This is a genomic window from Pseudomonas sp. FW305-25 (genome assembly GCF_017351415.1).
In the GTDB taxonomy this organism is placed as follows: domain Bacteria; phylum Pseudomonadota; class Gammaproteobacteria; order Pseudomonadales; family Pseudomonadaceae; genus Aquipseudomonas; species Aquipseudomonas chlororaphis.
The window spans coordinates 45719-69444 of record NZ_JACNDE010000015.1 but is presented as its reverse complement, the minus strand read 5'-3'; the positions used below and the strand labels follow the sequence as shown (position 1 = coordinate 69444).

Genomic DNA, 23726 nt, shown 5'->3' with positions numbered 1-23726 from the left:
TTGTCGATCAGGCCACGATATCGGTGGTCGCCGCCTGGCCAACGGTGCCCACGGCGAAGTCCACCGCGCCCAGACCGGTGAGGTCGACCAGCAGGCTGGTCTGGTCGGTCTCGGCGTAGTAGGTCAGGATCGCGTCGCCGGCATGGCCGGTGAAGCCGCTGACGAAGTTCAGGGTCGCCTGCCCCGAGGCGAACGGCGCCAGGCCGCTGAGGTCGATCTTGTCCTGGCCACTGGTGAAATCCATGATCCAGTCGGGCTCGTCGAAGGTCGAATCGGATGCCGCGCCGAACACGAAGGTGTCCGCCCCCGCCCCGCCCCATAGCGTGTCGCGACCGCCGCCACCGTAGAGGATGTCGTTGCCGGCACCGCCTTCGAGGATGTTGGCCGCGGCGTTGCCGATCAGCAGGTCGTTGCCCGCACCACCGATGGCATTTTCCAGGGTCACACCATGGGCCACGGATACGTTGCCCACCAGGCCGCCGACGTCGGAGAACGAGCCCTCGTTGAGGTTGATCTTCTGGTTCTGGGTGAAGCCGGAGAAGTCCAGGGTGTCGTTGCCGCCGCCGTCCCACACCGAGAACACCAGCTTGGAGGCAGATGAGCTGGCGCTGTAGAAGTCGCGCCCGGTGTTGGAGTTGAAGCCGTACACGGTGTCGTCGGCGCGGGTCTCGTGGTTGGCGCCGTAGAGTTTCTGCACCGCGACGATATCGTCCATCAGCGGCGCCGAGGCGTAGGCGCCACCGCCGTCCTTACTGAAGTCCTGCCCGGTGTTGCTCTCGCTCCAGTAGCTCATCAGGCTGTAGCCGCGCGTGTCCTGGGCGTAGGTGGCATCGTTGTAGGTCGGGTTGCCGTTGCCGGCGTTGTAGGTGCCCGGATGGGACAGGCCCAGGCTGTGGCCGATTTCGTGGGTCAGGGTCTGGCGGCCATAGTTGCCGTTGCCCGGGGTTTCGTTGACCCGGTACTGATCGTTGATCAGGTACCAGGACTGGCCGTCATAGCTGCCGCCCGAAGGCAGGTAGGCGAAGGCCGCGCCACCGGTGCTGACGCTGTAGTTGCCGAAACTCAGGTGCCCGTCGCCGCCGCTCGCGGCTTCGTTGAAGCGCACATTGGCCACGTCCGACCAGGATTGCAGGGCCAGGAACGCCTGGGCTTTCTGCAAGGCGCTGAACTCGCTGAAGCTGCCCAGGTTCGGGTTGTAGTTGGCCGGCTTGCTGGTGAGGAAGCTGTAGCTGAGCTCGACCTTGCCGTCGCCGTTCTGGTCGTGCCAGGACAGGCCCTTGCGCAGGATCTGCTCGGCGGCCTGGTCCGCGGTGTACGACGGCTTGCCATTCACCAGCTCCGCGCCACCACGGTCATAGGCATGGCTGAAGGCAGTGATCAGTTGGTAGGCATCGCTGCCGGGAGCTGCCGAAAAACCGGCATTTTCTTTGGCTTTTGACATCATTTACATCCTTGTTCAACGCTGAAAATTTCCGATAGACCACGGCGACCTGTTAGCGAGATCGCCCTATCACTCGCCCTATTCAAGGCGGGGAAAAACTGACACAGACCCTGGCGTGACGTCCACGATTTTTATTGTCCGACAATATGCCCGGGCGACTTTGCGCCTCATTAAAATCGCTACCCACCCCCTGCCCCGGCGTGCCATACGCTAAGCTTCAGCGCTAATGGAACCACTGCCACACTCGTGCTTCTGCCTGTTTCCCGAAGGAGTCCACAATGAAAAAAATCCTCCTGAGCTGCGCCCTGTCGATCGTTGCCAGTGCCGCCCACGCCGAAGGCATCCCGCTGTTCAACGTCGACTGCCCGGGCAACATTCCGGTCAGCGCGGAGGAAGGGGGACCGGTGTTCATCAACGGCAAAGAGGCCCAGACCAAGACCGTCAACGAGCGTTATTTCGAGGCCAAGGGCTCGGGCATCACGGTGGACATCAGCGTGGAGGACGACGACTCGGTGGTCGTGACCTACAGCGGCAAACAGGGTGCCAGCGGCATTTGCACCTCGGTCGACGACTGAGCCAACTCACTCACGTGTAGCCGCTGCCGAGGCTGCGAGGCTGCGATCGGCAGCGGCTACGACGAAACGCTGCCTAGAACAACCCCATCTGCCCACCCACCAGGGTGCTGAAGTCGTCCTGCACGAACGGCAGGATGGCATCCGCCACAGGCTGCAATTGGCGGGTCACGTAGTGATCGTAATCGATGGCCGCGGTGCGGTTTTCCAGGGGTTCGGGACCGGCCAGGGTGATCACGTAGCTGATCCAGCCACCGTTCTGATAACGCTGGGGCCGGCCCTGCCGCTGGTTGTATTCGTCGGCCAGGCGCGCGGCGCGCACATGGGGCGGCACGTTGCGTTCGTAATCGTCCAGTTGGCGACGCAGGCGCTTGCGGTACACCAGTTGCTCGTCCAGTTCGCCGGCCAGGGTGCGCCGCACGTAGTCGCGCACATAGTCCTGGTACGGCTGGCGGTGGAAGATCCGCTGGTACAGCTCCTGCTGGAACTGCTGGGCCAGCGGCGACCAGTCGGTGCGCACCGCTTCCAGGCCCTTGTAGACCATGTCCTGGGTGCCGTCGGCGCGGGTCACCAGGCCGGCGTAGCGCTTCTTGCTGCCCTCCTCCGCGCCACGAATGGTCGGCATCAGGAAGCGGCAGAAGTGGGTTTCGAATTGCAGTTCCAGGGCGCTTTCCAGGCCGTACTCATCGCGCAGGTGATCGCGCCACCACTGGTTGACGTGCGCCACCAGCGCGCGGCCGATGCGCGTGGCATCCACCTCGGCGTGGGCGCTGCCGAGCCAGACGAAGGTCGAATCGGTGTCGCCGTAGATCACCTTGTGGCCCTGCGCCTCGATCAGTTGGCGGGTGCGGCGCATGATTTCGTGGCCGCGCATAGTGATCGACGACGCCAGGCGCGGATCGAAGAAGCGGCAACCGCTGGAACCGAGCACACCGTAGAAGGCGTTCATGATGATCTTCAGCGCCTGGGACAGCGGCGCGTTGTGTTCGCGTTTCGCCACTTCGCGGCTCTCGGCGACCCGGGCGACGATCGACGGCAGGCAATGCCGGGTGCGGGAAAACCGCGCGCCGCGAAAGCCCGGCACCGATTGCTCGTCCGTTGGGTGGCGCAAGCCTTCCACCAGCCCCACCGGATCGATCAGGAAGCTGCGGATGATCGACGGGTACAGGCTCTTGTAGTCCAGCACCAGCACCGACTCGTAGAGACCGGGCCGCGAGTCCATGACAAAGCCGCCGGGGCTGGCTTGCGGCGGCTTCTCGCCCAGGTTCGGCGCGACGAAACCCTGGCGGTGCATCAGCGGCATGTACAGGTGGGTGAAGGCCGCCACCGAGCCGCCGTTGCGGTCGGCCGGCAGGCCGGTGACGGTGGCCCGTTCGAGGAGAAAGGTGAGCAGCTCGGTCTTGGCGAAAATCCGCGTCACCAGCTCGCAGTCCTTGAGGTTGTAACGCGCCAGGGCGGGCTTGTCCTCGGCGAACATGCGGTTGATTTCGTCCATGCGCTGGTAAGGGTTGTCGATCGACTTGCCTTCGCCAAGCAGGGTCTGGGCGACGTTTTCCAGGCTGAACGACGGGAAGCTCCAGGTCGCCGAGCGCAGGGCTTCGATGCCGTCGATGATCAGGCGCCCGGCGGCCGCAGCGAAATAATGGGTACGGCTGCCGTGTTCGCGCCACTGCATCTCTTCGCCGCCGCGCCCCAGGCGCAAGGGCACCGCCAGGCGCCGCGCGTGTTCGTGCAGCACCCGCAGATCGAACTGCACCAGGTTCCAGCCGATGATCGCATCCGGATCGTGCCGTGCCAGCCACTGGTTGAGGCGTTCGAGCAACTGCTCGCGGCTGGCGCAGAACTCCAGGTCGAAATCCACTGCGCTGTCGTCCTCGCGAGCGCGACCAAGCATGTACACCTGGCGCTGGCCGCAGCCTTCCAGGGCGATGGAATACAGCTCGCCGGTCTCGCTGGTCTCGATATCCAGCGACACCAGCTTCAACGCCGGCCGGTAGTCCGGCGCCGGTTTCATCTGCGCCTCCAGCAGTATCCCGCCCTCGCCCGGGGTGCCGCCGAACCACACCGGCGCGGTGATGAAACGCTCCATCAGGTAGCGCTCGGGCGGTCGCACATCGGCCTCGAGCACCTCGACCCCAGCGCGGCGCAGGGTCTTGTCGAGGCGGATCAATTGATTGTGCTGCGGGCAGTACAGGCCGAGCACCCGGCGGTGCTGGAAGTCGCACAGGCCCAGGGGCCGCAATTGCACATCGCGATCGTCGGCCAGCAGGCGCTGGGCCTGTTCCTGCTGTTCGGCGGGAATGAAAGCCACGGAGGTCTGCACCGGCAAGCGGATCTGGCGCGGCCCGGCATCGGTCGCCAACCAGAACTCGACTTCCGTGCCTGCCGGCGTGTCACGCCAATGCCGGGTCAGGACGAAGCCCTGCTGTAAATCCACCACTGCAACCTCAAGCACCTGTTTCAAGGCCTCGATTCTACCTGTCCTCGGTCGCGATAGCCCGTTCCACTCATGTGCCGAAAGGTTTTGTCGGACAATATGTAGTGCTTTAAAATTTTCACTACAAAACCGTTGACGAGGCGAATTTGCCCTTGCATGATGCAGGCGTCTCCCCGATCGGGAGACTTGGCAAAGGTGTTATGAGCAAGCTCGTCTGACCGCCGAGCTGTTAACCCGGATGTGTACTGCCCACAAGGCAGATTGATGAAACTGACCTGGCATGAACGTCCAGTACAAAGGGCGGGAAGCTGGCGAAAACTCCTCAAGATGCTTGTGGCCGAAACTGAAAACTTCGGCAGCTTGATCCAGGTTTACGCTGCTTCTCTTCGTTGTGACGCTATTGCGTAGCAGTTAATCAAGACGACTACACGCATCAGGCTCTGGGCCTTATCTGTATCCGACAGACACCCTCTGTCGCCCTGTTTCCGGTATCAGGGTTCAACTTACCGATGTAGCGATATCAATTAGCGACTCAACTAGATAGATCGAAATGGTCAAGGGGCTTACAAATGAATCTGAACAATCAACCTACTATTGATGAACTGTCTCATCTGTTCGCGGCACAGAAAGACAGCCATGACAGCCATATCCTGTGGATTGCCAAGTCTGGCCAGGTCCATATCGACTGCCTGTCGCCCCACGCCCATGAAGAAGAGTTCGACAAGAACAACCAGGACCTGCTGGCCCGCCTGAAGATGTACCGCCGTGGCCAGGGCTACGTCGGCAAGAAGGCCGCCGCCGACAGGGACTTCATCGGACGGGTATTCGATACCCTGAAGAATGAATGGCAATCGCTGCAGAACAAGTCGGAAGTTCGGGTGATTGATCGGTTCTGCTAAGTGCAACTTGTCGTTGTCGCTAACCGTTGATCCATTAAATAAAAAGGGACGCTCCAATAAGAGCGTCCCTTTTTTATTGCAACTTGCCAGTTAGTTGGATGACGCGGTGTTTCTGCTAAACCGCGTTACCCTTGGCGGCAGCCTTACTTGACCTGCCGCTGCGGCGCCTTGTGCACCATGGTGTAGGCGTAGTCCACGCCCATGCCGTAGGCGCCGCTGTGCTCGCGCACCAGGTCCATCACCGCGTCGTAGGTTTCCTTGTGCGCCCAGTCGCGCTGGAATTCGAGCAGCACTTGCTGCCAGGTTACCGGCACCGCGCCGGCCTGGATCATGCGCTGCACCGACATGTCATGGGCTTCCTGGGTGGTGCCGCCGGAAGCGTCGGTGACGATGTACACCTCGTAGCCTTCGGCCAGGGCTTCCAGGGCCGGGAAGTTCAGGCAGACCTCGGTCCACAGCGCGGCCATGATCAGTTTCTTGCGGCCGGTGGCCTTCACCGCGTCCACCAGTTTCTTGTCTTCCCAGGAGTTCATCGAGGTGCGCTCGATCGGCTGGTGGTCGGGGAACACGCTGAGCAGTTCCGGCCAGATGTAGCCGCTGAAACTCTCGGTTTCCACCGAAGTGAAAATGGTCGGCACATTGAAGATCTTCGCCGCCTTGGCCAGGCCCACGGTGTTGTTCTTCAGGGTCTGGCGGTCGATCGACTGCACGCCGAAGGACATCTGCGGCTGGTGGTCGATCAGGATCAGGGCGGAATTGGTTGGGTTGAGCAGTTCACGGATAGACATGGCGCGTTCCTTTTGCTGTCGAGTGGGTTCAAGCGTTGAGTTGCACAATTCGGGAGCTCGGCGCGGGTTCCGCTGCGGGAGGCTGTGCGGCCGGCTTGATGGCTAATTTAGGGGTTGGAATAAAAAGCAACAATTCCCTAAAATCGAGAATCATTGATTCCAAAAAAGGGACAGTCATGGATCGCATCGAATGCATGCGCGCGTTTGTCGTCACGGTCGATGCCAACGGATTCGCCGCCGCAGCCCGGGCCATGGACGTGCCGCGCTCGAAAGTCAGCAAACAGATCCAGGCGCTGGAGGAAGCCATCGGCGTGCAGTTGCTGCACCGCACCACCCGCAGCCTGCACCTGACCGAAGCCGGCGCCGAGTACTACGAGTCGGCGCGGGAAGTCCTGGCCGCCGTGGACGAGGCCGAACAGCGGGCGCGGGACGGCATCGGCGAATTGCGCGGGGTGCTACGGGTCAACGCGCCGATGTCCTTCGGCCTGCGTCGTCTCGGGCCGCTGGTGCCGCTGTTTCATGAGCAGCACCCGAACATCGAATTGCAGCTGGTGCTCAGCGACCAGCAAGTGGACCCGGTGCGCGGCGGTTTCGATGTGACCATCCGCATCGCCAGCCTGGCCGACTCGTCGATGGTCGCCAAGCTGCTGGCCCCGGCCCCGCGGATCATGGTGGCCTCGCCGGATTACCTGAAGCGCGCCGGCACCCCGCAGACGCCCCGCGACCTGACCGCCCACCAGTGCCTGAACTACGGCTACCTGCAAAGCGGGGTCAGCCTGCAGTTGAGCAACGGCAAGGACACCCAGCGCGTCCACGTCACCGGCCCGCTGCACGCCAACAACGGCGACCTGCTGGCCCAGGCTGCCGAGGCCGGCATGGGCATCGCCCTGCTGCCCGACTTCATCGTCGCCGACGCCCTGGCCGCCGGCCGCCTGGTGCCCGTGCTGTGCGAATGGCAGGCGCCGCCGATCAGCATCCACGCGGTGTACCCGTCCGCCCGGCGCGTGCCGCAGAAGACCCGGGCCTTTATCGAGTTCCTGGTCGCCCAACTGGCCGACAAAGCGCCCGTGCTGCCGTAGGCACGCGATGCAAACGACGCAGTGCATCAGCCACAGTGCTTCGCGGGCAAGCCTCGCTCCTACAGAGGCCGGGCGGCGCGGGATGTGGCGGCGATGGACCTACACTGAAGGCATACACCTCGGCATTCGTGAGGGGCCATCATGCGTAACTCTCCCCAACTCGCGGCGCTCAGCCTGATCGCTACCCTCGCCTACCTCGGCCTGGCCATCCTCGGCATGGGCGGACCGGTGGCGTTCTTCTCCCACCCGGCGCTGTGGGTCATCACCCTGTCCCTGCTGGCCATGGCCTTTGTTGCCCAGTTCAGCGAAGGCAACCTGAGCCCCGGCAAACAGGAAGACCGGGAAAACCGCTGGGTCCTCGTCGCCTTCGGCATTCTCGGACTGTTGCTGGCCTTTCTCCCCGCCTACACCGACCGCCTGCATTTCTGGACCTTTGGTAGTGCCGACGTGCGCTGGTTCGGCGTGGTGTTCTTTATCGGCGGCGGCATATTGCGGCTGTGGCCGGTGTTCGTGCTGGGCAAGCGCTTCAGTGGCCTGGTGGCGATCCAGCCCGGCCACCAGTTGGTGACCACTGGTATCTACGGCACCCTGCGCAACCCGAGTTACCTGGGGCTGCTGATCAATTGCGTGGGCTGGGCCCTGGCCTTCCGCTCCGGGGTCGGCCTGCTGCTGACCGCCTTGATGCTGATCCCGCTGATTGCCCGCATCCACGCCGAAGAAGCCTTGCTGCGCAAAGAATTCGGCAAGCAATACGACACTTACTGCGCCTACACCTGGCGCCTGGTGCCGTGGGTTTACTGAGGATTTTTTCCGCCGTGTTGCCGGGGGTGGTGTTAAATATTTTGTGACGCGCCCCTTGGCAGCGAGGACCAGTCCCGGTAAAACGGTGAGCCTCACTTGCACGAAATGTCCGTGAATTCTTGACGAGATCCGCCGGCCGATGAACGCCTTGTGTTGCCGCCCGCTCTGCCAGACCCGCGCTGCTGCCCCGTGCAGCCGCTTCGGCATCGGCATTGGAACGGCAACAACGCAACGCACCCACGGCGATCTCCACGGCAACCCCAGGTCCCGGCGATGAAACTGCTGGTCAACCTGCCCATGGCCCTGTGCCGCTCCCGCCTGCGTCATTCCTCGCGCCCTCCGGACCTCTTGCTTTCGCTCTGAACGCGCCCCTCTGCGCGTCGAGCCTTGCCGCCTTGCTATCTGCCATTGCAACCGGGCCCTGCCGGCGCCGCTGCATGAACCGAACCTGCGCGCCGCCATGGCGCAAGCGAGAGAACCATGAAATTTGCAGCCCTTGACGAGGCCCGTAGCTTCCTGGCCGCCAACCCCGATATCGACATGATCGAGCTGTTCATCCTCGACGCCAACGGCGTGCCGCGCGGCAAGCTGTTGCACCGCGAGGAACTGCTGGCGGTCTATGAAAGCGGCCGGCCACTGCCCAGCACCATCCTCGGCCTGACCCTGCAGGGCGACGACGTGGAAAACTCCGGACTGGTCTGGGACGTCGGCGATATCGACTGCCGCGCCTACCCCCTGGCCGGCAGCCTGGTGCGCCTGCCGTGGCGGCAGATCCCCACCGCCGCGGTGCAGGTCAGCATGCACCCGCAGGAAGGCCTGCCCGCCAGCATCGCCGACCCGCGCCACCTGCTGATCAAGGTCATCGACCAACTCAAGGCCGAGGGTTATTACCCGGTGATGGCCTGCGAGCTGGAGTTCTACCTGCTGGATGCCAAGCGCGACAGCAGCGGCCGCCCGCAACCGGCACTGGACGCCGACGGCGGCCGGCCACGGCACACCCAGGTCTATGGCCTGCGCGAGCTGGAACAGATCGAACCCTTCCTCGCCGACCTCTACGCCGCCTGCAAACTGCAAGGCATCCCGGCGCGCACGGCGATCTCCGAATACGCCCCGGGCCAGGTGGAAATCACCCTGGAACACGGCGACGCCCTGGAGGCCATGGACCAGGCGGTACGCTACAAGCGCCTGGTCAAGGCGGTGGCCCACCGGCACGGAATGCAGGCGACCTTCATGGCCAAGCCCTTCGATGACCTGGCGGGCACCGGTATGCACATGCACGTGAGCATCGCCGACGCCGAGGGCCACAACCTGTTCGCCACCGAAGACCCGGCCGGCACCCCGCTGCTGCGCCAGGCGGTGGGCGGCATGCTCGCGTCGTTGCTCGACTCGCTGCTGCTGTTCTGCCCCAACGCCAACTCCTACCGCCGCTTCCAGGCCAACAGCTACGCGCCGCTGGCGCCGACCTGGGGCGTCGACAACCGTACCGTGAGCCTGCGGGTGCCGGGTGGCCCGGCCAACAGCCGGCATATCGAGCACCGCATCTGCGGCGCCGACGCCAACCCCTACCTGGCTGCGGCTGCGATCCTCGCCGGGGTCCATCGCGGCCTGCGCGAACAACTCGATCCGGGCGATCCGGTGCAAGGCAACGGCTATGCCCAGGCCAGCGAACTGCTGCCCACCGACTGGCTGACCTCGCTGACCGCCCTGGAAAATTCCACCTGGGCCCTCGACGCCCTGGGCAGCGAATTCCTCGGGGTCTACCTGGCGGTCAAGCGCGCCGAATACCGCCAGTTCATGGCCGAAGTCGGCGAGCAGGACTGGCGCTGGTACCTGACCCAGGCGTGACGCGCTGGCCGGCGTCACGGCGCCGGCCCGGCCCCAACAAAAATTCGAGAACAGCCCATGACAGCCGCACTCAATCCGGTCACACCGGCAGCCGAACGCTGCCCTTCGTATTACAGCGCCACCCTGAATCAGGAAACCCATTACCCGCCCCTGCAAGGCACCCATCAGGTCGACGTGGTGATCATCGGCGGCGGTTTCACCGGCGTCGCCAGCGCCGTGGAACTGGCGGAAAAAGGCCTGAAAGTGGCCATAGTCGAGAGCCACAAGATCGGCTGGGGCGCCACCGGGCGCAACGGCGGCCAGGTCACCGGCAGCCTGTCCGGCGACGAGGCCATGCGCAAGCAGATGCGCCGCACCCTGGGCGACGAAGTCGACGATTTCATCTGGCAGTTGCGCTGGCGCGGGCACCAGATCATTCGCCAGCGCGTGGACAAATACGCCATCGCCTGCGACCTCAAGCACGGCCACCTGCACGCCGCCTACAAGCCCAGCCACCTCGCCGGCCTGCGCGCCGACTACGAAGAAGCGGTGCGCCGCGGCATGGGCGACGAGGTCAGCCTGCTGGACCGGCAACAGGTGCGCGAGGTGCTGGAAAGCCAGCTGTACCACGGCGCGATCAAGAACACCCGCAACCTGCACCTGCATCCGCTGAACCTGTGCATCGGCGAAGCCCGCGCCGCCGAAAGCCTCGGCGCGCTGATCTTCGAACACAGCGAAGTGCTGCAGATTGTCCACGGCGAGCGCCCGGCGGTGATCATCGCCCAGGGCCGCATCGACGCCAAGCAGGTGCTGCTGGCCGGCGACGTGTACCACAAGCTGGAGCCCAAACAGCTCAAGGGCAAGATCTTCCCGGCCATGGGCGGCATCGTCACCACCGCGCCCCTGGGCGACCTGGCCAAGCGCCTCAACCCCCAGGACCTGGCGGTCTACGACTGCCGCTTCGTGCTCGACTATTACCGCATGACCGCCGACGGCCGCCTGCTGTTCGGCGGCGGCGCCAACTACAGCGGCAAGGATTCGCGGGACATCGCTGGCGAACTGCGCCCCTGCATCGAACGCACCTTCCCGGCGCTCAAGGGCGTGGCCATCGACTTCCAGTGGAGCTGCGCCATGGGCATCGTGATCAACCGCATCCCGCAGCTGGGCAAGCTCTCGGACAACGTCTGGTATTGCCAGGGCTACTCCGGCCACGGCATCGCCACCAGCCACATCATGGGCGAGATCATGGCCCAGGCCATCACCGGGCACCTCGAGCACTACGACACCTTCGCCGCCTGCCGGCACATCCGCGTGCCCTTCGGCGACCAGCTGGGCAACCCGATGCTGGCGGCGGGCATGTGGTACTACCAGATGCTCGAACGGTTGCGCTAAGGCCCCAGCCCTCCTCGTATCCGTAGGAGCGAAGCTTGCTCGCGATAGCGCCCTTGAGACCGCTATCGCCGGCAAGCTTGGCTCCTACAGAAGCAATCCGCGACCCTCCCGTAGGAACGAAGCTTGCTCGCGATGGCATCCTTGAGATCGCCATCGCCGGCAAGCCAAGGCGGGTCAGGCAGGGGTGCGCGGCAAGGCGCGTTTGTGGGCGGTGCGGTGGTAGGCGGTTTCGATCAGATGGCGCACGGCATCGGACACCGGCTCGCCCATCAGGTAGGCGTCGATCTCGGCGTAGCTGCAGCCATAAGCCGTTTCGTCCAGCTTGCCCGGCGCCAGTTCTTCAAGGTCCGCCGTGGGGGCCTTGTGCACCAGGTGCCCGGGAGCGCCAAGCGCCTCGGCCAGCGCGCGCACCTGGGTCTTGGTCAGGCCCGACAGCGGAGCCAGGTCGCAGGCACCGTCGCCGTATTTGGTGAAAAACCCCATCAGGGCCTCGGCACCGTGGTCGGTTCCCACCACCAGGCCGTTGCTGAAGTTGGCGACCGCATACTGCGCCAGCATCCGCGCCCGCGCCTTGACGTTGCTCTTGGCGAAGTCGGTCAGTTCGGCCGACGGCCGCAAGCCATCGATCCGCACTTGGCTCATCAGACCGTCGACGCTGTCGGCAATGTTGCAGGTGCTGACCGAGTCCGGGCGGATAAAGTCCAGGGAGGCCTGGGCATCGCTTTCGTCAGCCTGGCTTTTATAGGGCAGGCGCATGGCGATAAAACGGGTGTCGTGCCCTGCCCCGCGCATCTGCTCCACCGCCAGCTGGCACAGGCGGCCGGCGGTCAGGGAATCGACGCCGCCGCTGATGCCCAGCACCAGGGCCTTGCCGCCGGACTCGCGCAACACCTGCTGGATGAAAGCCACGCGCCGGACGATTTCCGCGGCTTCGTCTCCACGCGCCAGTTGCCGATCGATGCCCAGCTCCCGGGCAATTCGTTCTTGGGTTTGGCTGCTCATATCAGGCCTCCAGGGGCGAGTTACTGAGGTTGACGTTGAACACCTGCGCCGCGTACCTGAGGAACGACGGGTCTTCGCAGACGTTCTTGATCGGGTCATCGGAGAACTTCACCACCGGTTCGCCATGCACTCGCACCAGCTTCATCACAATGCTCAGCGGCTCGACGTCTTCGACATCGCAGGCCAGGCTGGTGCCCATGCCGAAACCGAACCGGGCCTGGCCACGCACGTGACGCAGGATCGGCAGGCATTTCTCGAAGTTCAGGCCGTCGGAGAACATCAGGTCCTTGGTCCGTGGATCGATGCCCAGTTCCCGGTAGCGCGCCAGGACCTTGTCGGCCCAGGCAATCGGGTCCCCGGAATCCTGGCGCAGGCCGTCGTAGAGCTTGGCGAAGTACAGGTCGAAGTCCTTGAGGAAGAAGTCCGTGCTGATGCAGTCGGTCAGGGCAATGCCCAGGCGTCCGCGGTATTCGCGCACCCAGTTTTCCAGGGCCGCGTTCTGGCTCTCCCGCAGCCGTCCCAGTTGCTGGTGCACCATCAGCCACTGGTGGGCCATGGTGCCGATCAGCGGCAGGTCGAACTCATAGGCCAGGTGGGCGTTGCTGGTGCCGACGAAGACCCCGGGGAAGTCGCTGCGCATGATCTTCACCACCTCGCGCTGGACCTTGAACGACAGACGCCGACGCGTAGAGAAGTCCGACACCCGCAGCCCGGCGAGTTCTTCGCGGCTGGCGTTTTTCTCCAGCCATTCGAACTTCTGATAGAGCCGGCGGGTAACGTCCGCAAGCTCCACCTCCGGATACCTGTCGCGGTTGCGCAACTCACTGACCATGGCCAGCACCGGCTGTTCGAACATGATGCAGTGCAACATCGGGCCACGGACGCGAATGCTCAGTTGGCCATCGACCGCCGCCACGTGGATGTAGCGCAGGTTGAAACGGAACAGGCCGAGAAACTGCTCGAAGTCCGGGGTCAGGTACTCGCGAAAACGCTTGTTGAACAGAAAGCGCTGTTCGCCTTCGCGCATCTGCAGGCTGGCGAGCTTTTCCAGTTCCTGGCGGATCTCCGGGATCAGATGCACCAGGGACTCTCTGGAGCGGACGATGAACTGGTATTCCACATCGACATTGGGGTGCTGGTGCAGCACCGCCTGCATCATGGTGAAGGTGTAGTAGTCGGTGTCCAGCAGGCCCTGGATCACGCCATTGTTACGGTCAAATGCACTTTCCATGGTGACCCCTCAGGCACTGGCCAATCTGGCGGTTTCTTCGCGGGTCGCGGCCACCGTGATACCCGCTTGTTGCATCTCGTCGATCGCCTGGGTGGCGCCCTCTGCGCTGATGGCGCGGCATGCCGGCAGATGGATGATCACCTTGAAGCCGGCGGCGGCCAGTTGCAGGGCGGTGGTCTTGACGCAGAAATCCAGGGCCAGGCCGCCGACGATGACCCGTTGCACACCCTGGCTGGCGAGGTACTCGATGACCCCGGTGGACAGCTTGCCGTGCAGGTCGTGGTAGCAGGCGCCGTAGGGGTGCAGGTCCGGCTCCACGCCCTTCCACACGAAGTAGTCGTAGTCATAGGGCGTCGGCAATTCGTCCAGCAGGGCGAACCCTTCGGTGCCCGGTACGCAGTGGCTGACCCAGGTCAGGTCGGCATGCTCCAGGCCGGTGGGCTGGAGCATCTGCCCGGGCTCGTTCACCACCCAGGGGGCCTGGGGGCTGTGGGCGTCCTTGCTGCCGATGCGCAGGCTGGCCAGGGTCGCCATGAAGTTCAGCTCGCCACCGATGCGGTCGCCCTCGGCCACGGGCAGCTCGTCCGGGCACAGCGGGGTAAAGCTCTTTTGTGCATCGACATCGAAGGAAGCGGTCTTCATCGTTTGGCTGTTCATGCTGGTTCTCTCCTTTGCATGGAACACAAAGTACATGTCATGTACTTTCATGACAACCCCCTTTGACTCTGTTTTTATTTCAGCGATCCAAATCAAACAATACAAATAGTGCATGGCATGCCAATTCCCTGCGCACACAAGCAATGATAAGGTACACGTCATGTACCAAATCAGGAGATGCAGATGTTTGAACTGGCCCTCTATGGCGGTGCCTTCAACCCGCCCCACGCCGGTCACGCCCGGGTCATGCTTGAAGCCGCCCGCCACGCCCGGCGCGTGCTGGTGGCCCCCAGCTTTCGCCATCCGGACGGCAAGCGCATGGCCGACTTCGAGCAACGGGTGAACTGGTTGCAGGCCATCACCCGGCATCTGCAACCCGAGTGCCCCGCCGAACTGGCAGTGAGCCGCCTGGAGCAGCAACTGGGCCTGGCCGATCCCGCCCCGGTCTACAGCTACACCCTGCTGCAACGGCTGGCGGACGACCTGGCTCTGGACGGCAAGCGCATTGCCTTGGTGGTGGGTGAAGACGTGGCGCGCCAGTTGCCCGGATTCCATCGCGGCGAGGAGTTGCTGCAGCGCTTTTCCATCCTGCGGATCGAAGAACAACCGGGGGTGCGCAGCAGCGTATTGCGCCAATGCCTGGCCCGCGGCGAAACCCCGCCAAGCCAATGGCTGGCACCGGGCATGAATCCGCTAAACTACGGCCTCTACGCCGTCCACGGAAGTTGATATGCCCGATCGCCCCCTCTCCCCCAGCGCCTACCTGCACACCATCGACCTGTGCCTGCTGCGCTATAACCGCGAACGCTCCGAGCTGGAAATCCTCCTCCATCAACGCGACAGCGAGCCCTTCGCCGGGCACTGGGCCCTGCCGGGCATCGTGGTCAACGGCGATGTCGAGGACCGCAGCCTGAATGATGCGGTGCAGCGGCTGCGGCGCTCCAGCAAGGTGGACATGCCCCTGGCCTGGCTGGAGCAGGTGGGGACGGTCGGCGACGCCTTTCGCGACCCGCGCTGCTGGTCGTCCTCGACCTTCTACCTGGGGATCGTCAGCGAGCCGGTGGAGCCCGGCCCGCAGCAGGGTTTCTTTACCCTCGGCGACGTGGCCAGCGGCAGCTTCAAGCTGCCCTTCGACCACAACAGCCTGGTGGCCCAGGTGCACGAGCGGCTGTTTTCCAAATCCCTGTACAGCAGCCTGCCGTTGATGTTTCTCGGCAGCGAGTTCAGCGCCCCCGAAGCGGTGAGCATCTTCTCCCTGGTGCTGCAACGGCCAGTGCTCAAGACCAGCATCCGTCAGCGCCTGTTGAAGATGAGCGAAGCCGGTTACCTGCGCGAAACCGGACGCAAGAAAAGCGGCGACGGCGGTCGGCCGCAAGCCACAATGGAAAATCTCAAGCCCGCCGAGCTGTACCTGTTCGATCGCTGTTTTCTGGAGTGATACCCCCCATGAGTTCCATCGCCGACAACCACCAGTGCCTGCTGGAAACCCCGTATTTCAAGGTGGTCCGTGAGCAGGGCTACTTCATCATCAAGGAACCCCGGGCGGTGAACGGCGTGGTGGCCGTGCCGACCCTGGCCGATGGCCGGCTGATGCTGGTCAACCTCAAGCGGCGGGCCATCGGCGGCCCGTCCATCGAGTTTCCCCGCGGCGCCATCGATGCCGGGGAAAGTGCCGTTGACGCCGCGGCCCGCGAATTGCTGGAGGAAACCGGCTGGCAGGCGTCGCACGTTCGCGAACTGGGCCTGCTGCACAGCAATACGTCGCTGATCGCCAGCGCGGTGGCGGTGTGTCAGGTGCAGATTGCCGAGCAACAGGCCGCCGCCACCGATGGTGAAGTGGACCATCTGCTGTGGGTCAGTCGCCAGGAATTGATGACGATGATTGCCACCGGCCGGATCACCGACGGCCACACCTTGTCGGCGGCGATGATGCTGCTGGCCAGCGAGTCGGCCTAAAGCCAGCCAGCCCTGCTGCGGGTCCTCCGACACCAGGGCATCGGGCATCAAATTCTCCTCTCACGCTCTCGCGCTGCTGCCCCGCGCAGGCACAACCCCCGCCCGACCCTATGCATCCCGGAATCTGTTCTAGGCTTGGACCTCTGGCGACTATTGATTTAGAGCCATCGAGCAAGTGGAAACACATGGAAATGACTTTCAAGGAGAAACCCCATGTCTGCGATTCCTTCAAGAACCAACCGCTCTCCCCTGCGCATGAACAAGGACGTCACCGCGCTGATTCCGGACTTCCCCTTTCACTACGCCAAGTATTTGCAGAGCGCGGCTAATCGAAAGCTTCCCCCCTGCCAGGTAGACCCGGCGAACTATGGGCAGAAAGTGTTGATCGTCGGGGCTGGCGTCGCCGGCCTGGTCGCCGCCTATGAGGCCATGCGCATGGGCCTGCACCCGGTGGTGGTCGAAGCCTCGGAGCGCATCGGCGGGCGGCTCTACTCCAAGCTCCAGGGCGACCCCGAAAACCCGGGCGACCAGGTGCTCTGCGAACTGGGCGCGATGCGTTTTCCGGTGTCCGGCAAGGCGCTGTTCCACTACTTCAAAAAAGTCGGCATGACCGACAACTCGGCGGACTTTCCCAACCCGGGCACCGCCGCGGCGTTCAGCACCGTGGTCGATTACCGCGGGAAAAAAGTCTACTACGAAGTTGACGGCCGCCCGTGCTTTGAAAAACCACCGGAATACACCGACCTGGAAAACCAGTTTTTCGATAACTTCCTGGAAACCTACGATTTCACCGCCATGGAAAAGGCGATGACCGAAGGCTCCATCAGTCAACAGACGATCAAGAAGCTGTGGAATGCCATCGTCAACCCCGCGACCGGCACCAGTGGCGACGATGTCAGCTTCTACGCCGCGCTCCTGGAAAACTCCGGCTGGAGCAAGGCCGATATCGACCTGTTCGGCCAGATCGGCTTCGGCACCGGCGGCTGGAACACCGACTACCCGAACAGCATCCTCGAACTGCTGCGCGTGCTGTACACCGGCCTGGATGCCGACCACCAACTGATGTTCGACGGCTCCTCCAGCCTGCCGCAACGGCTTTGGTCGAAGACCCCGAAAGAGCTGGGGGACGCGATGCTGCACTGGGGCGCGGACACCACGGTCGAAGCGCTGTCGCGCGAGGTATTCGCCGACCCGTTCCACCAGGAGGTGCGACACATCGAACGCCAGCAGGACGGCTCCTTCCGCGTCTCCATTACCGACACCCGCACCCGGCAGACCCAGCAGTGCGACTTCCCCAGCGTCATCTACACCCCGCATGTGCGGATCCTCGACAAACTGCGCTACTCGGGAAACCCGCAAAGCCTTCCCGCCATGGACAGCCTGCTGCCCATCGATACCTGGGAAGCCATCATGTACACCCACTACATGCAGTCGGCGAAGATTTTCGCCGCCACCCAGCGCCCGTTCTGGAACGACCCGGTGGCAGAGGGTGAGCAACGCAAGATGAGCATCACCCTCTCCGACCGCCTGACCCGCGGCACCTACCTGGTGGACTACTCGGCCAGCAAGGGCAAATACAAGGGCAGCGGGATCTTCCTGTCCTACACCTGGAACGACGACGCCCTGAAGTTCCTCGGCGACCGCCCCGCGCCGCTGCCGCAGCATGTCGATCTGTGCACCAACCTGCTGGCCAACCTCTACCCGGATATCAAGCTCAACGAGCAATACAGCACGGTCGATGCGTTCGTGGAACACAACTGGGAAGACCAGCCGCTGTACCTGGGCGCCTTCAAAATGAACCTGCCAGGGCAGTACGAATATCAGCGCAGGATCTTTTCCCAATTCATGAGCGGCATCGGCACGGACAATCCCGATCGCTTCATCCTGGCCGGCGACGATGTGTCCTGGACCGCCGGCTGGGCCGAAGGCGCGGTCACCACCGCGATCAATGCGCTGAACAAACTGGCGGTCTGCTTTGGCGGCGGCAGCCAACCAAACAATCCGGGGCCGGTGGAGTCCTGGGACAGCCTGAAGCCTGTCGAACTGGCTTGACCGAACCTGCGTGAACCCGACCCCGTCGCTGCCAGACCGGTACGGCGGGGTCTTTGTTTCATGACCTGGCGCTGCTTAGCGCCCCCATTTCTCCAAGGCGAATTCGACGAAGCTGCGCAGCTTGGGCAGGCGGTAACGGTCCTGGGCGTACAGCAGGTGCATCGCTCGCAAGGGCAATTGATAGTCCTGCAACACAGGCACCAGCCGCCCCTGTTGCAGATCTTCCTCCACCAGGGCATCGGGCATCATCACCACCCCCAGGCCACCCCGCGCCGCGCGGTGCAGGCCGGACGAAGTGTTGGTCAGCAGTGAACCGGACACCGGGATCAGTACGTCCCCCTCGGGCCCACTTAACGGCCATTGAGTGGCGGTGGAGCTCCACTCGTCACCGGCCGGATAGGCGAACGCCAGGCAGTTGTGGTGTTGCAGGTCCTCCGGGACTTGCGGCGTACCGCAGCGCTCCAGGTAGTCCGGCGCGGCGCAGATGGTCAGGGTGTAGTCCTCCAGGGGCCGGGCGATCAGCGACGTGGTGTCCAGGTTGCCCAGGCGAAAAGCCACGTCGAAGGCGCCATCGATCAAATCGAAGCGCTGGTTGGCCAGGGTCAGTTCCACCTTGACCTGCGGGCAGCGCTGCTGGAATTCGCTCAGCGCCGGTGCCAGGCGCTCGGTGCCGAAGGTCAGCGGCGCGGTGATGCGCAGGGTGCCGGACGGCTCGCCCTGGACCTGTTCCGCCATGCGCTCGGAGTCCGCCACCAGCCCCAGCACCGCCAGGCAACGCTGGTAATACTCGGCGCCGAACTCGGTCAGGCGCTGGCGCCTTGTGGTGCGGCTGAGCAGGCTGACCCCGAGGCGCTGCTCCAGGGCCCGCAGGTGATTGCCGACCATGGTGGTGGACAGGCCGCACTCACGGGCGGCGGCGGTCATGTTTCCCGCCTCCACCACCTTCACGTACACCGTCATCGCCTGGAACAGATCCATTATCAACCCTGACTTGAAGATGATTAAAGAATTGACGAGTTTATCTAGCTCAGGTGGCTAACGATACTGCCAGCACACCCCACTCGATGGAGCGACCCGTCATGACCGCCACCTGCCTGATGAGCACCTATCAACCGCTGCCCCTGAGCTTCACCCACGGCCTGGGCACCCGCCTCTGGGACCAGGCCGGCCGCGAATACCTGGACGCGGTGGCCGGTGTGGCGGTGACAGGCATCGGCCATTCCCATCCCAAACTGGTCAGCGTCATCCGCGAACAGGCCGGCCTGCTGCTGCACACCTCCAACCTGTACAGCATCGACTGGCAACAGCGGCTGGCGCAGCGGCTGACCCAACTGGCTGGCATGGACCGGGCGTTCTTCAACAACTCCGGCGCCGAAGCCAACGAGACCGCGCTGAAGCTGGCGCGGCTGCACGGCTGGCACAAAGGTATCGAGCGGCCGCTGGTGATTGTCATGGAGAACGCCTTCCACGGCCGTACCCTGGGCACCCTGGCGGCCAGCGACGGGCCGGCGGTGCGCCTGGGCCTGAACTCGCTGCCGGGGGATTTTCTCAAGCTGCCCTTCGGCGACCTGGCCGCCCTGGAGCAAGCCGCGCAGGCCCACGGCCCGCGTATCGCCGCGGTGCTGATGGAGCCGATCCAGGGCGAAAGCGGTATCCGCCTGGCCCCGCCCGGTTACCTGAAGGCCGTGCGCGAGCTGTGCAGCCGGCGCAACTGGCTGCTGATGCTCGACGAGATCCAGACCGGTATCGGCCGCACCGGCCAGTGGTTCGCCTGCCAGCACGAGGGTGTGGTCCCGGATGTGATGACCCTGGCCAAGGGCCTGGGCAACGGCCTCCCCATCGGCGCCTGCCTGGCCCGGGGCAAGGCCGCGCAGCTGTTCACCCCCGGCAGCCACGGCAGCACCTTCGGCGGCAACCCGCTGGCCTGCCGGGTGGCCTGCACGGTGCTGGAGATCATCGAGGAACAAGGCCTGCTGGCCAACGCCAGGCGCCAGGGCGAGCACCTGTTGCAGCGCTTGCGGGTGGAGTTGGCGGATCACCCGCAGGTCCTGCAGGTGCGCGGCCTGGGCTTGATGATCGGCATCGAACTCAAAGCCCCGCAGCGCGAGCTGGCGCTACGGGCGGCGCAGGATCACGGACTGCTGATCAACGTGACCCGGGGCACCACCATCCGCCTGCTGCCAGCGCTGATCATCGATGAACGGGAAGTCGAGATGATCGTGCGCGGGGTCAGCCGGACGCTGCAAAGCGCTGAAGGTGATGGCGGTGCAGCAAAAGAGGCAGAAATGCTGGCAGTGTCGTGACCGATGCCTGATGGTCAGCGAGGTCAGGCGAGGTGAGTTAGAACGCCATCGCGAGCAAGCTCGCTCCTACAGGAGCCTGTATGTTTCTGCAGGAGCGAGCTTGCCCGCGATGCGCTATCAGGAAACGGTGACGGCCAGGCTCAGTCGTCCAGCGGCTTGGGTGGTGCCGCAGGCTTGCCCGATTTGGCGGCCTTGCCGGCGTGGGCCGCCTTGACTTCCGAGACCGGCGCCAATGCCGGCGCGGTGGCTTCCTTTTCCGCGGCCGGCAGTTGGTCGATGGTGCTGAAGACTTCCTTGAGTTCGATGGCCCCGGAATGCTCGAGCTTCTTCTCACCGTCCTTGCCCACCAGGATCACCTTGGTCTGCGCCCCGGCGCCGAGCTTCAGGCTGCGGATCAACGCCATGGTCGATTGCGGGTCCAGGTCCTTGCCGTCGCGTTGGCCGATGGTGTTGATCACCGTGTAGAGCACCATGTTGCGTTCGCTGAAGGCCTGGCGGTTGGCCGGCTCGTCGAGGGACTTCTTCAGCGCCACCAGGGTTGGGTCCACGGTGCTGGGAGCGATGACGATCAGTGGGCGCACCTTGCCCTGATCCTGGGCCAGAGGGCCTTCGTTGTCGGCCGCCATTGCGGGGCCGACGACAGCGAGCAGCGTTGCGAGGGTCAATGACCGAATGAACATGCGTCTCTCCTTTGGGTATCCACGTCCTAATGATTGCGCATCAGGGGAAAAGGTCCAGACCCGGACTCAAATTCTGACATTTTATTGAGCCTTTCCCCTGGCTCGAGGCGTTGCGACAAGCGCTGCGTACTCTCGTCCTCGCCGCTACAGATCGACGCTCCCATAAATGCCAGTGATAACCGAACCTTCTTGTTCGGCATGGTCGACCCGCCTTGGCGCCCATGACAACCGGCATGGCCTATGCCGTTCTGGCATGGGCCCATACGAATTCGTCATCATTTTCGCCGCGGCGGCGTGATAGCCTTCATCCCGGCCATAACAAGAGCGCCCGCCTGGCTTTTTCCATCCGGTGCGGCGTCACCCGCCGTTTCACACCTGCTTGCTTCGTCTTCATCTGCCCAGGTTTTCGCAGCGCCCCTTCTACACAGGCGCGCTGGACGACCGATTGCATTTTTGACTCGACGCTATCGTCGGCATCTCTTTTACCTCCTTCCGGGAGTTCGTATGTCCAGGCTGTCTCATCAAGATTTACGCCGTAGTTTTCGCGAGTTGATCGCTTCAGACTCCTGCTTTCACACCGCCTCCGTATTCGACCCGATGTCGGCGCGGATCGCCGCCGACCTGGGGTTCGAAGTGGGCATTCTCGGCGGCTCCGTCGCCTCGCTGCAGGTACTGGCCGCGCCTGACTTCGCCCTGATCACCCTGAGCGAATTCGCCGAGCAGGCCACCCGCATCGGCCGCGTCGCCCAGCTGCCGGTGATCGCCGACGCCGACCATGGCTACGGCAACGCCCTCAACGTGATGCGCACCGTGGTCGAACTGGAGCGCGCCGGCGTCGCCGCCCTGACCATCGAAGACACCCTGCTGCCGGCCCAGTTCGGGCGCAAGTCCACCGACCTGATCTCGGTCGCCGAAGGCGTGGGCAAGATCCGCGCGGCCCTGGAAGCACGGGTCGACCCGGAACTGGCGATCATCGCCCGGACCAACGCGGCGATCCTGCCGATCCAGGAAATCATCAGCCGCACCCAGCAATACGAGCGCGCCGGCGCCGACGGCATCTGCATGGTCGGGATCAAGGATTTCGAGCAGCTGGAGCAGATCTCCGAGCACCTGTCGGTCCCCTTGATGCTGGTGACCTACGGCAACCCGGCGCTGCGCGACGATGCGCGCCTGGCGCAACTGGGCGCGAAGATCATCGTCGACGGCCACGCGGCGTACTTCGCGGCGATCAAGGCCACCTACGACTGCCTGCGCGAACAGCGGCAGATCTTCACCCAGGCCTCGGACCTCAGCGCCACCGAGCTGGCCCACACCTACACCCAGCCCGAGGAGTACATCGTCTGGGCCAAAGAGTTCATGAGCGTCAAAGAGTGAGCCGCTAGCTCACCCTCCCTTGCGATCACCGAGGACCCAAGGTCCTGGGTGGTCGAAAGCCGCTTCGCTCCTCATCTCGCCAGCGCCCCGCCCAACTACCTATTCCCCGCCTTGTTCAACGCCTCGTCGACACTGCCGAGGATCTGCCCGATGGTCCAGGGTTTGCGGATGAACGACACCGGATAGCGGATGCCGGAACTCTGCGGCGTCTCATAACCGGACATCACCAGCACCGGCATTTCCGGCCAGCACTCGCGCACCCGATTGGCCAGGCCCGCGCCGTTCAAGGTGCCCGGCATATTGATATCGGTCAGCAGCAGACGCACCTGGTCCGGGTGGCTTTCCAGGAACTGCAGCGCCTCATCCGCGCGAGGCATGGCCTGGGTGGCGAAGCCCTCGTCCTGCAGGATCTCGCAGAGGAACTCCAGGATCATCGGCTCGTCCTCGACCACTAACAGCAGACGACAAGGCTGGCCTGGATTGACAGATGAAACTGGGCTCATGTGGATGCCGCTCCCTGACTACGTACACAACCCTGGCGCGATTACGCCATTTAGAGTTATGAGCAGCGCCTGGCCGATAAATTCACTCGGCCTGCCGAGGTGCTGGGCAAGACCGCGCACGCACCGCCGGTTGCGCCGGCGGCAGCGGGATCACCGCCAGAGGCGCCTTGCTCCCACACCTGCCCCAAAGCCGCTCTGCGCACCCGCCAAGAGCCCCGCTAGCCACCCCGGGTGACATCGATCACCCTGACGTCCATCTTCCCTGAGTTGTTCCGGTAGAAGCCGGGCACGTCGTTGGCGCAGAACTGCAGGCGCCCCGGCGGCAGGTCCGACCAGACGCCGTCGCCGCGCCCGAGCAGGCGCCAGGGCGACTGGCCCGCCAGGCCCTTGGTCCGTACCAGCAGCGCCATCCAGGCCGCTTCGGGCAAGCGCTTGGCCCAGCCGAAGCCCTCGCGGATGCCGCCTGGGTGCGCCACGCCCTCGGGCTTGGTCGGCGGGTCCGAGGCATCGGCCCACAGGCCTTCCACCAGGAAGCGGTAGCGATGCCCGGCTTCGATTTCGAACTCACTGGTGATACAGGACTGGTTGGCTGGTACCTCGATGGGGCGGATCTGTGAAGGAATGCTCATGGTTGCCGCCGTCCGATGCTGTTGGCCTGGGGTTGCGCTCCCCAGCCCTATGGGTAACTGGGCTGAGCATAGCCAAGGGCGATGCACGCCGCTTTCGCTTCGGACC

Annotated in this window: 22 protein-coding genes; 12 read left to right on the top strand and 10 right to left on the bottom strand. The window is 64.0% G+C overall.

The window, feature by feature from the left end; translation table 11 throughout:
• Nucleotides 1–7: 7 nt before the first annotated feature.
• Entirely contained in the window at nucleotides 8–1441 is a 1434-nt protein-coding gene (locus J4E58_RS16305) for a serralysin family metalloprotease (protein ID WP_007925022.1), read from the bottom strand.
• Between the two features lie 278 nt (nucleotides 1442–1719).
• Here J4E58_RS16305 and J4E58_RS16300 point away from each other — a divergent pair, with 278 nt between their 5' ends.
• The gene (locus J4E58_RS16300) at nucleotides 1720–2016 is read left to right on the top strand and encodes a hypothetical protein (protein WP_007925020.1); all 297 of its coding nucleotides are present in this window, start codon (nucleotides 1720–1722) and stop codon (nucleotides 2014–2016) included.
• A 73-nt stretch (nucleotides 2017–2089) separates the two neighbouring features.
• Here the strand turns inward: J4E58_RS16300 and J4E58_RS16295 are convergent, their stop codons facing one another.
• Entirely contained in the window at nucleotides 2090–4450 is a 2361-nt protein-coding gene (locus J4E58_RS16295) for a DNA polymerase II (protein WP_172963062.1), read from the bottom strand.
• A gap of 569 nt (nucleotides 4451–5019) precedes the next feature.
• On the opposite strand from J4E58_RS16295, the gene J4E58_RS16290 reads away from it, so the two are divergent.
• Nucleotides 5020–5349 (top strand): hypothetical protein, encoded by a 330-nt coding sequence (locus tag J4E58_RS16290; RefSeq protein WP_009043285.1) that lies wholly within the window; start codon nucleotides 5020–5022, stop codon nucleotides 5347–5349.
• A 143-nt stretch (nucleotides 5350–5492) separates the two neighbouring features.
• Here the strand turns inward: J4E58_RS16290 and J4E58_RS16285 are convergent, their stop codons facing one another.
• The gene (locus J4E58_RS16285) at nucleotides 5493–6137 is read right to left on the bottom strand and encodes a hydrolase (RefSeq protein WP_087088101.1); all 645 of its coding nucleotides are present in this window, start codon (nucleotides 6135–6137) and stop codon (nucleotides 5493–5495) included.
• A gap of 176 nt (nucleotides 6138–6313) precedes the next feature.
• On the opposite strand from J4E58_RS16285, the gene J4E58_RS16280 reads away from it, so the two are divergent.
• From J4E58_RS16280 to J4E58_RS16265, 4 genes are all read left to right on the top strand, one after another.
• Nucleotides 6314–7216, top strand: a complete 903-nt coding sequence (locus J4E58_RS16280) for a LysR family transcriptional regulator (protein ID WP_053260645.1) — start codon at nucleotides 6314–6316, stop codon at nucleotides 7214–7216.
• A 141-nt stretch (nucleotides 7217–7357) separates the two neighbouring features.
• Nucleotides 7358–8017 (top strand): isoprenylcysteine carboxylmethyltransferase family protein, encoded by a 660-nt coding sequence (locus J4E58_RS16275; protein WP_087088103.1) that lies wholly within the window; start codon nucleotides 7358–7360, stop codon nucleotides 8015–8017.
• A gap of 480 nt (nucleotides 8018–8497) precedes the next feature.
• A complete protein-coding gene (locus tag J4E58_RS16270; protein ID WP_087088105.1) occupies nucleotides 8498–9862 on the top strand; it encodes a glutamine synthetase family protein in 1365 nt (454 codons plus the stop codon).
• Between the two features lie 57 nt (nucleotides 9863–9919).
• Nucleotides 9920–11233, top strand: coding sequence for an FAD-binding oxidoreductase (locus tag J4E58_RS16265; RefSeq protein ID WP_087088107.1), 1314 nt, complete (start codon nucleotides 9920–9922; stop codon nucleotides 11231–11233).
• Between the two features lie 174 nt (nucleotides 11234–11407).
• Here the strand turns inward: J4E58_RS16265 and nadE are convergent, their stop codons facing one another.
• From nadE to J4E58_RS16250, 3 genes are read right to left on the bottom strand one after another with little or no spacing between them, the layout of a single operon-like run.
• On the bottom strand, nucleotides 11408–12235 hold the full coding sequence (nadE, locus tag J4E58_RS16260; RefSeq protein WP_087088109.1) for an ammonia-dependent NAD(+) synthetase: 828 nt from the start codon (nucleotides 12233–12235) through the stop codon (nucleotides 11408–11410).
• A gap of 1 nt (nucleotide 12236) precedes the next feature.
• Complete coding sequence (gene pncB / locus J4E58_RS16255) at nucleotides 12237–13466, bottom strand: nicotinate phosphoribosyltransferase (protein ID WP_087088111.1); 1230 nt, start codon at nucleotides 13464–13466, stop codon at nucleotides 12237–12239.
• A gap of 9 nt (nucleotides 13467–13475) precedes the next feature.
• Complete coding sequence (locus tag J4E58_RS16250) at nucleotides 13476–14123, bottom strand: nicotinamidase (RefSeq protein WP_087088114.1); 648 nt, start codon at nucleotides 14121–14123, stop codon at nucleotides 13476–13478.
• Between the two features lie 183 nt (nucleotides 14124–14306).
• On the opposite strand from J4E58_RS16250, the gene J4E58_RS16245 reads away from it, so the two are divergent.
• The 4 genes from J4E58_RS16245 to J4E58_RS16230 all read left to right on the top strand — a co-directional run bounded on the left by J4E58_RS16245 (nucleotide 14307) and on the right by J4E58_RS16230 (nucleotide 18131).
• A complete protein-coding gene (locus J4E58_RS16245; RefSeq protein WP_087088115.1) occupies nucleotides 14307–14852 on the top strand; it encodes an adenylyltransferase/cytidyltransferase family protein in 546 nt (181 codons plus the stop codon).
• Between the two features lies 1 nt (nucleotide 14853).
• Nucleotides 14854–15561, top strand: a complete 708-nt coding sequence (locus J4E58_RS16240; RefSeq protein WP_087088117.1) for an NUDIX hydrolase — start codon at nucleotides 14854–14856, stop codon at nucleotides 15559–15561.
• 8 nt (nucleotides 15562–15569) lie between these two features.
• Nucleotides 15570–16079 (top strand): NUDIX hydrolase, encoded by a 510-nt coding sequence (locus J4E58_RS16235; protein WP_087088119.1) that lies wholly within the window; start codon nucleotides 15570–15572, stop codon nucleotides 16077–16079.
• Between the two features lie 213 nt (nucleotides 16080–16292).
• Nucleotides 16293–18131, top strand: coding sequence for an NAD(P)/FAD-dependent oxidoreductase (locus J4E58_RS16230; RefSeq protein WP_087088121.1), 1839 nt, complete (start codon nucleotides 16293–16295; stop codon nucleotides 18129–18131).
• A gap of 75 nt (nucleotides 18132–18206) precedes the next feature.
• Here the strand turns inward: J4E58_RS16230 and J4E58_RS16225 are convergent, their stop codons facing one another.
• On the bottom strand, nucleotides 18207–19109 hold the full coding sequence (locus J4E58_RS16225; RefSeq protein WP_007924992.1) for a LysR family transcriptional regulator: 903 nt from the start codon (nucleotides 19107–19109) through the stop codon (nucleotides 18207–18209).
• A 101-nt stretch (nucleotides 19110–19210) separates the two neighbouring features.
• Here J4E58_RS16225 and J4E58_RS16220 point away from each other — a divergent pair, with 101 nt between their 5' ends.
• Complete coding sequence (locus tag J4E58_RS16220; RefSeq protein ID WP_087088123.1) at nucleotides 19211–20434, top strand: acetylornithine transaminase; 1224 nt, start codon at nucleotides 19211–19213, stop codon at nucleotides 20432–20434.
• A 140-nt stretch (nucleotides 20435–20574) separates the two neighbouring features.
• On the opposite strand, the gene J4E58_RS16215 is transcribed toward J4E58_RS16220, so the two are convergent.
• Nucleotides 20575–21114, bottom strand: coding sequence for a DUF4174 domain-containing protein (locus J4E58_RS16215; protein ID WP_087088125.1), 540 nt, complete (start codon nucleotides 21112–21114; stop codon nucleotides 20575–20577).
• A gap of 504 nt (nucleotides 21115–21618) precedes the next feature.
• On the opposite strand from J4E58_RS16215, the gene J4E58_RS16210 reads away from it, so the two are divergent.
• Complete coding sequence (locus tag J4E58_RS16210; RefSeq protein ID WP_009043268.1) at nucleotides 21619–22488, top strand: oxaloacetate decarboxylase; 870 nt, start codon at nucleotides 21619–21621, stop codon at nucleotides 22486–22488.
• A 95-nt stretch (nucleotides 22489–22583) separates the two neighbouring features.
• Here J4E58_RS16210 and J4E58_RS16205 read toward each other — a convergent pair whose 3' ends face one another.
• Nucleotides 22584–22991, bottom strand: a complete 408-nt coding sequence (locus J4E58_RS16205) for a response regulator (protein ID WP_087088127.1) — start codon at nucleotides 22989–22991, stop codon at nucleotides 22584–22586.
• 218 nt (nucleotides 22992–23209) lie between these two features.
• Entirely contained in the window at nucleotides 23210–23620 is a 411-nt protein-coding gene (locus tag J4E58_RS16200; RefSeq protein ID WP_087088129.1) for a hypothetical protein, read from the bottom strand.
• Nucleotides 23621–23726 lie beyond the last annotated feature (106 nt).

Coding starts and splice junctions, on each gene's coding strand:
- J4E58_RS16305 (WP_007925022.1), bottom strand. CDS start 1,441: ATGTCAAAAGCCAAAGAAAATGCCGGTTTTTCGGCAGCTCCCGGCAGC.
- J4E58_RS16300 (WP_007925020.1), top strand. CDS start 1,720: ATGAAAAAAATCCTCCTGAGCTGCGCCCTGTCGATCGTTGCCAGTGCC.
- J4E58_RS16290 (WP_009043285.1), top strand. CDS start 5,020: ATGAATCTGAACAATCAACCTACTATTGATGAACTGTCTCATCTGTTC.
- J4E58_RS16285 (WP_087088101.1), bottom strand. CDS start 6,137: ATGTCTATCCGTGAACTGCTCAACCCAACCAATTCCGCCCTGATCCTG.
- J4E58_RS16280 (WP_053260645.1), top strand. CDS start 6,314: ATGGATCGCATCGAATGCATGCGCGCGTTTGTCGTCACGGTCGATGCC.
- J4E58_RS16275 (WP_087088103.1), top strand. CDS start 7,358: ATGCGTAACTCTCCCCAACTCGCGGCGCTCAGCCTGATCGCTACCCTC.
- J4E58_RS16270 (WP_087088105.1), top strand. CDS start 8,498: ATGAAATTTGCAGCCCTTGACGAGGCCCGTAGCTTCCTGGCCGCCAAC.
- J4E58_RS16265 (WP_087088107.1), top strand. CDS start 9,920: ATGACAGCCGCACTCAATCCGGTCACACCGGCAGCCGAACGCTGCCCT.
- nadE (WP_087088109.1), bottom strand. CDS start 12,235: ATGAGCAGCCAAACCCAAGAACGAATTGCCCGGGAGCTGGGCATCGAT.
- pncB (WP_087088111.1), bottom strand. CDS start 13,466: ATGGAAAGTGCATTTGACCGTAACAATGGCGTGATCCAGGGCCTGCTG.
- J4E58_RS16250 (WP_087088114.1), bottom strand. CDS start 14,123: ATGAACAGCCAAACGATGAAGACCGCTTCCTTCGATGTCGATGCACAA.
- J4E58_RS16245 (WP_087088115.1), top strand. CDS start 14,307: ATGTTTGAACTGGCCCTCTATGGCGGTGCCTTCAACCCGCCCCACGCC.
- J4E58_RS16240 (WP_087088117.1), top strand. CDS start 14,854: ATGCCCGATCGCCCCCTCTCCCCCAGCGCCTACCTGCACACCATCGAC.
- J4E58_RS16235 (WP_087088119.1), top strand. CDS start 15,570: ATGAGTTCCATCGCCGACAACCACCAGTGCCTGCTGGAAACCCCGTAT.
- J4E58_RS16230 (WP_087088121.1), top strand. CDS start 16,293: ATGTCTGCGATTCCTTCAAGAACCAACCGCTCTCCCCTGCGCATGAAC.
- J4E58_RS16225 (WP_007924992.1), bottom strand. CDS start 19,109: ATGGATCTGTTCCAGGCGATGACGGTGTACGTGAAGGTGGTGGAGGCG.
- J4E58_RS16220 (WP_087088123.1), top strand. CDS start 19,211: ATGACCGCCACCTGCCTGATGAGCACCTATCAACCGCTGCCCCTGAGC.
- J4E58_RS16215 (WP_087088125.1), bottom strand. CDS start 21,114: ATGTTCATTCGGTCATTGACCCTCGCAACGCTGCTCGCTGTCGTCGGC.
- J4E58_RS16210 (WP_009043268.1), top strand. CDS start 21,619: ATGTCCAGGCTGTCTCATCAAGATTTACGCCGTAGTTTTCGCGAGTTG.
- J4E58_RS16205 (WP_087088127.1), bottom strand. CDS start 22,991: ATGAGCCCAGTTTCATCTGTCAATCCAGGCCAGCCTTGTCGTCTGCTG.
- J4E58_RS16200 (WP_087088129.1), bottom strand. CDS start 23,620: ATGAGCATTCCTTCACAGATCCGCCCCATCGAGGTACCAGCCAACCAG.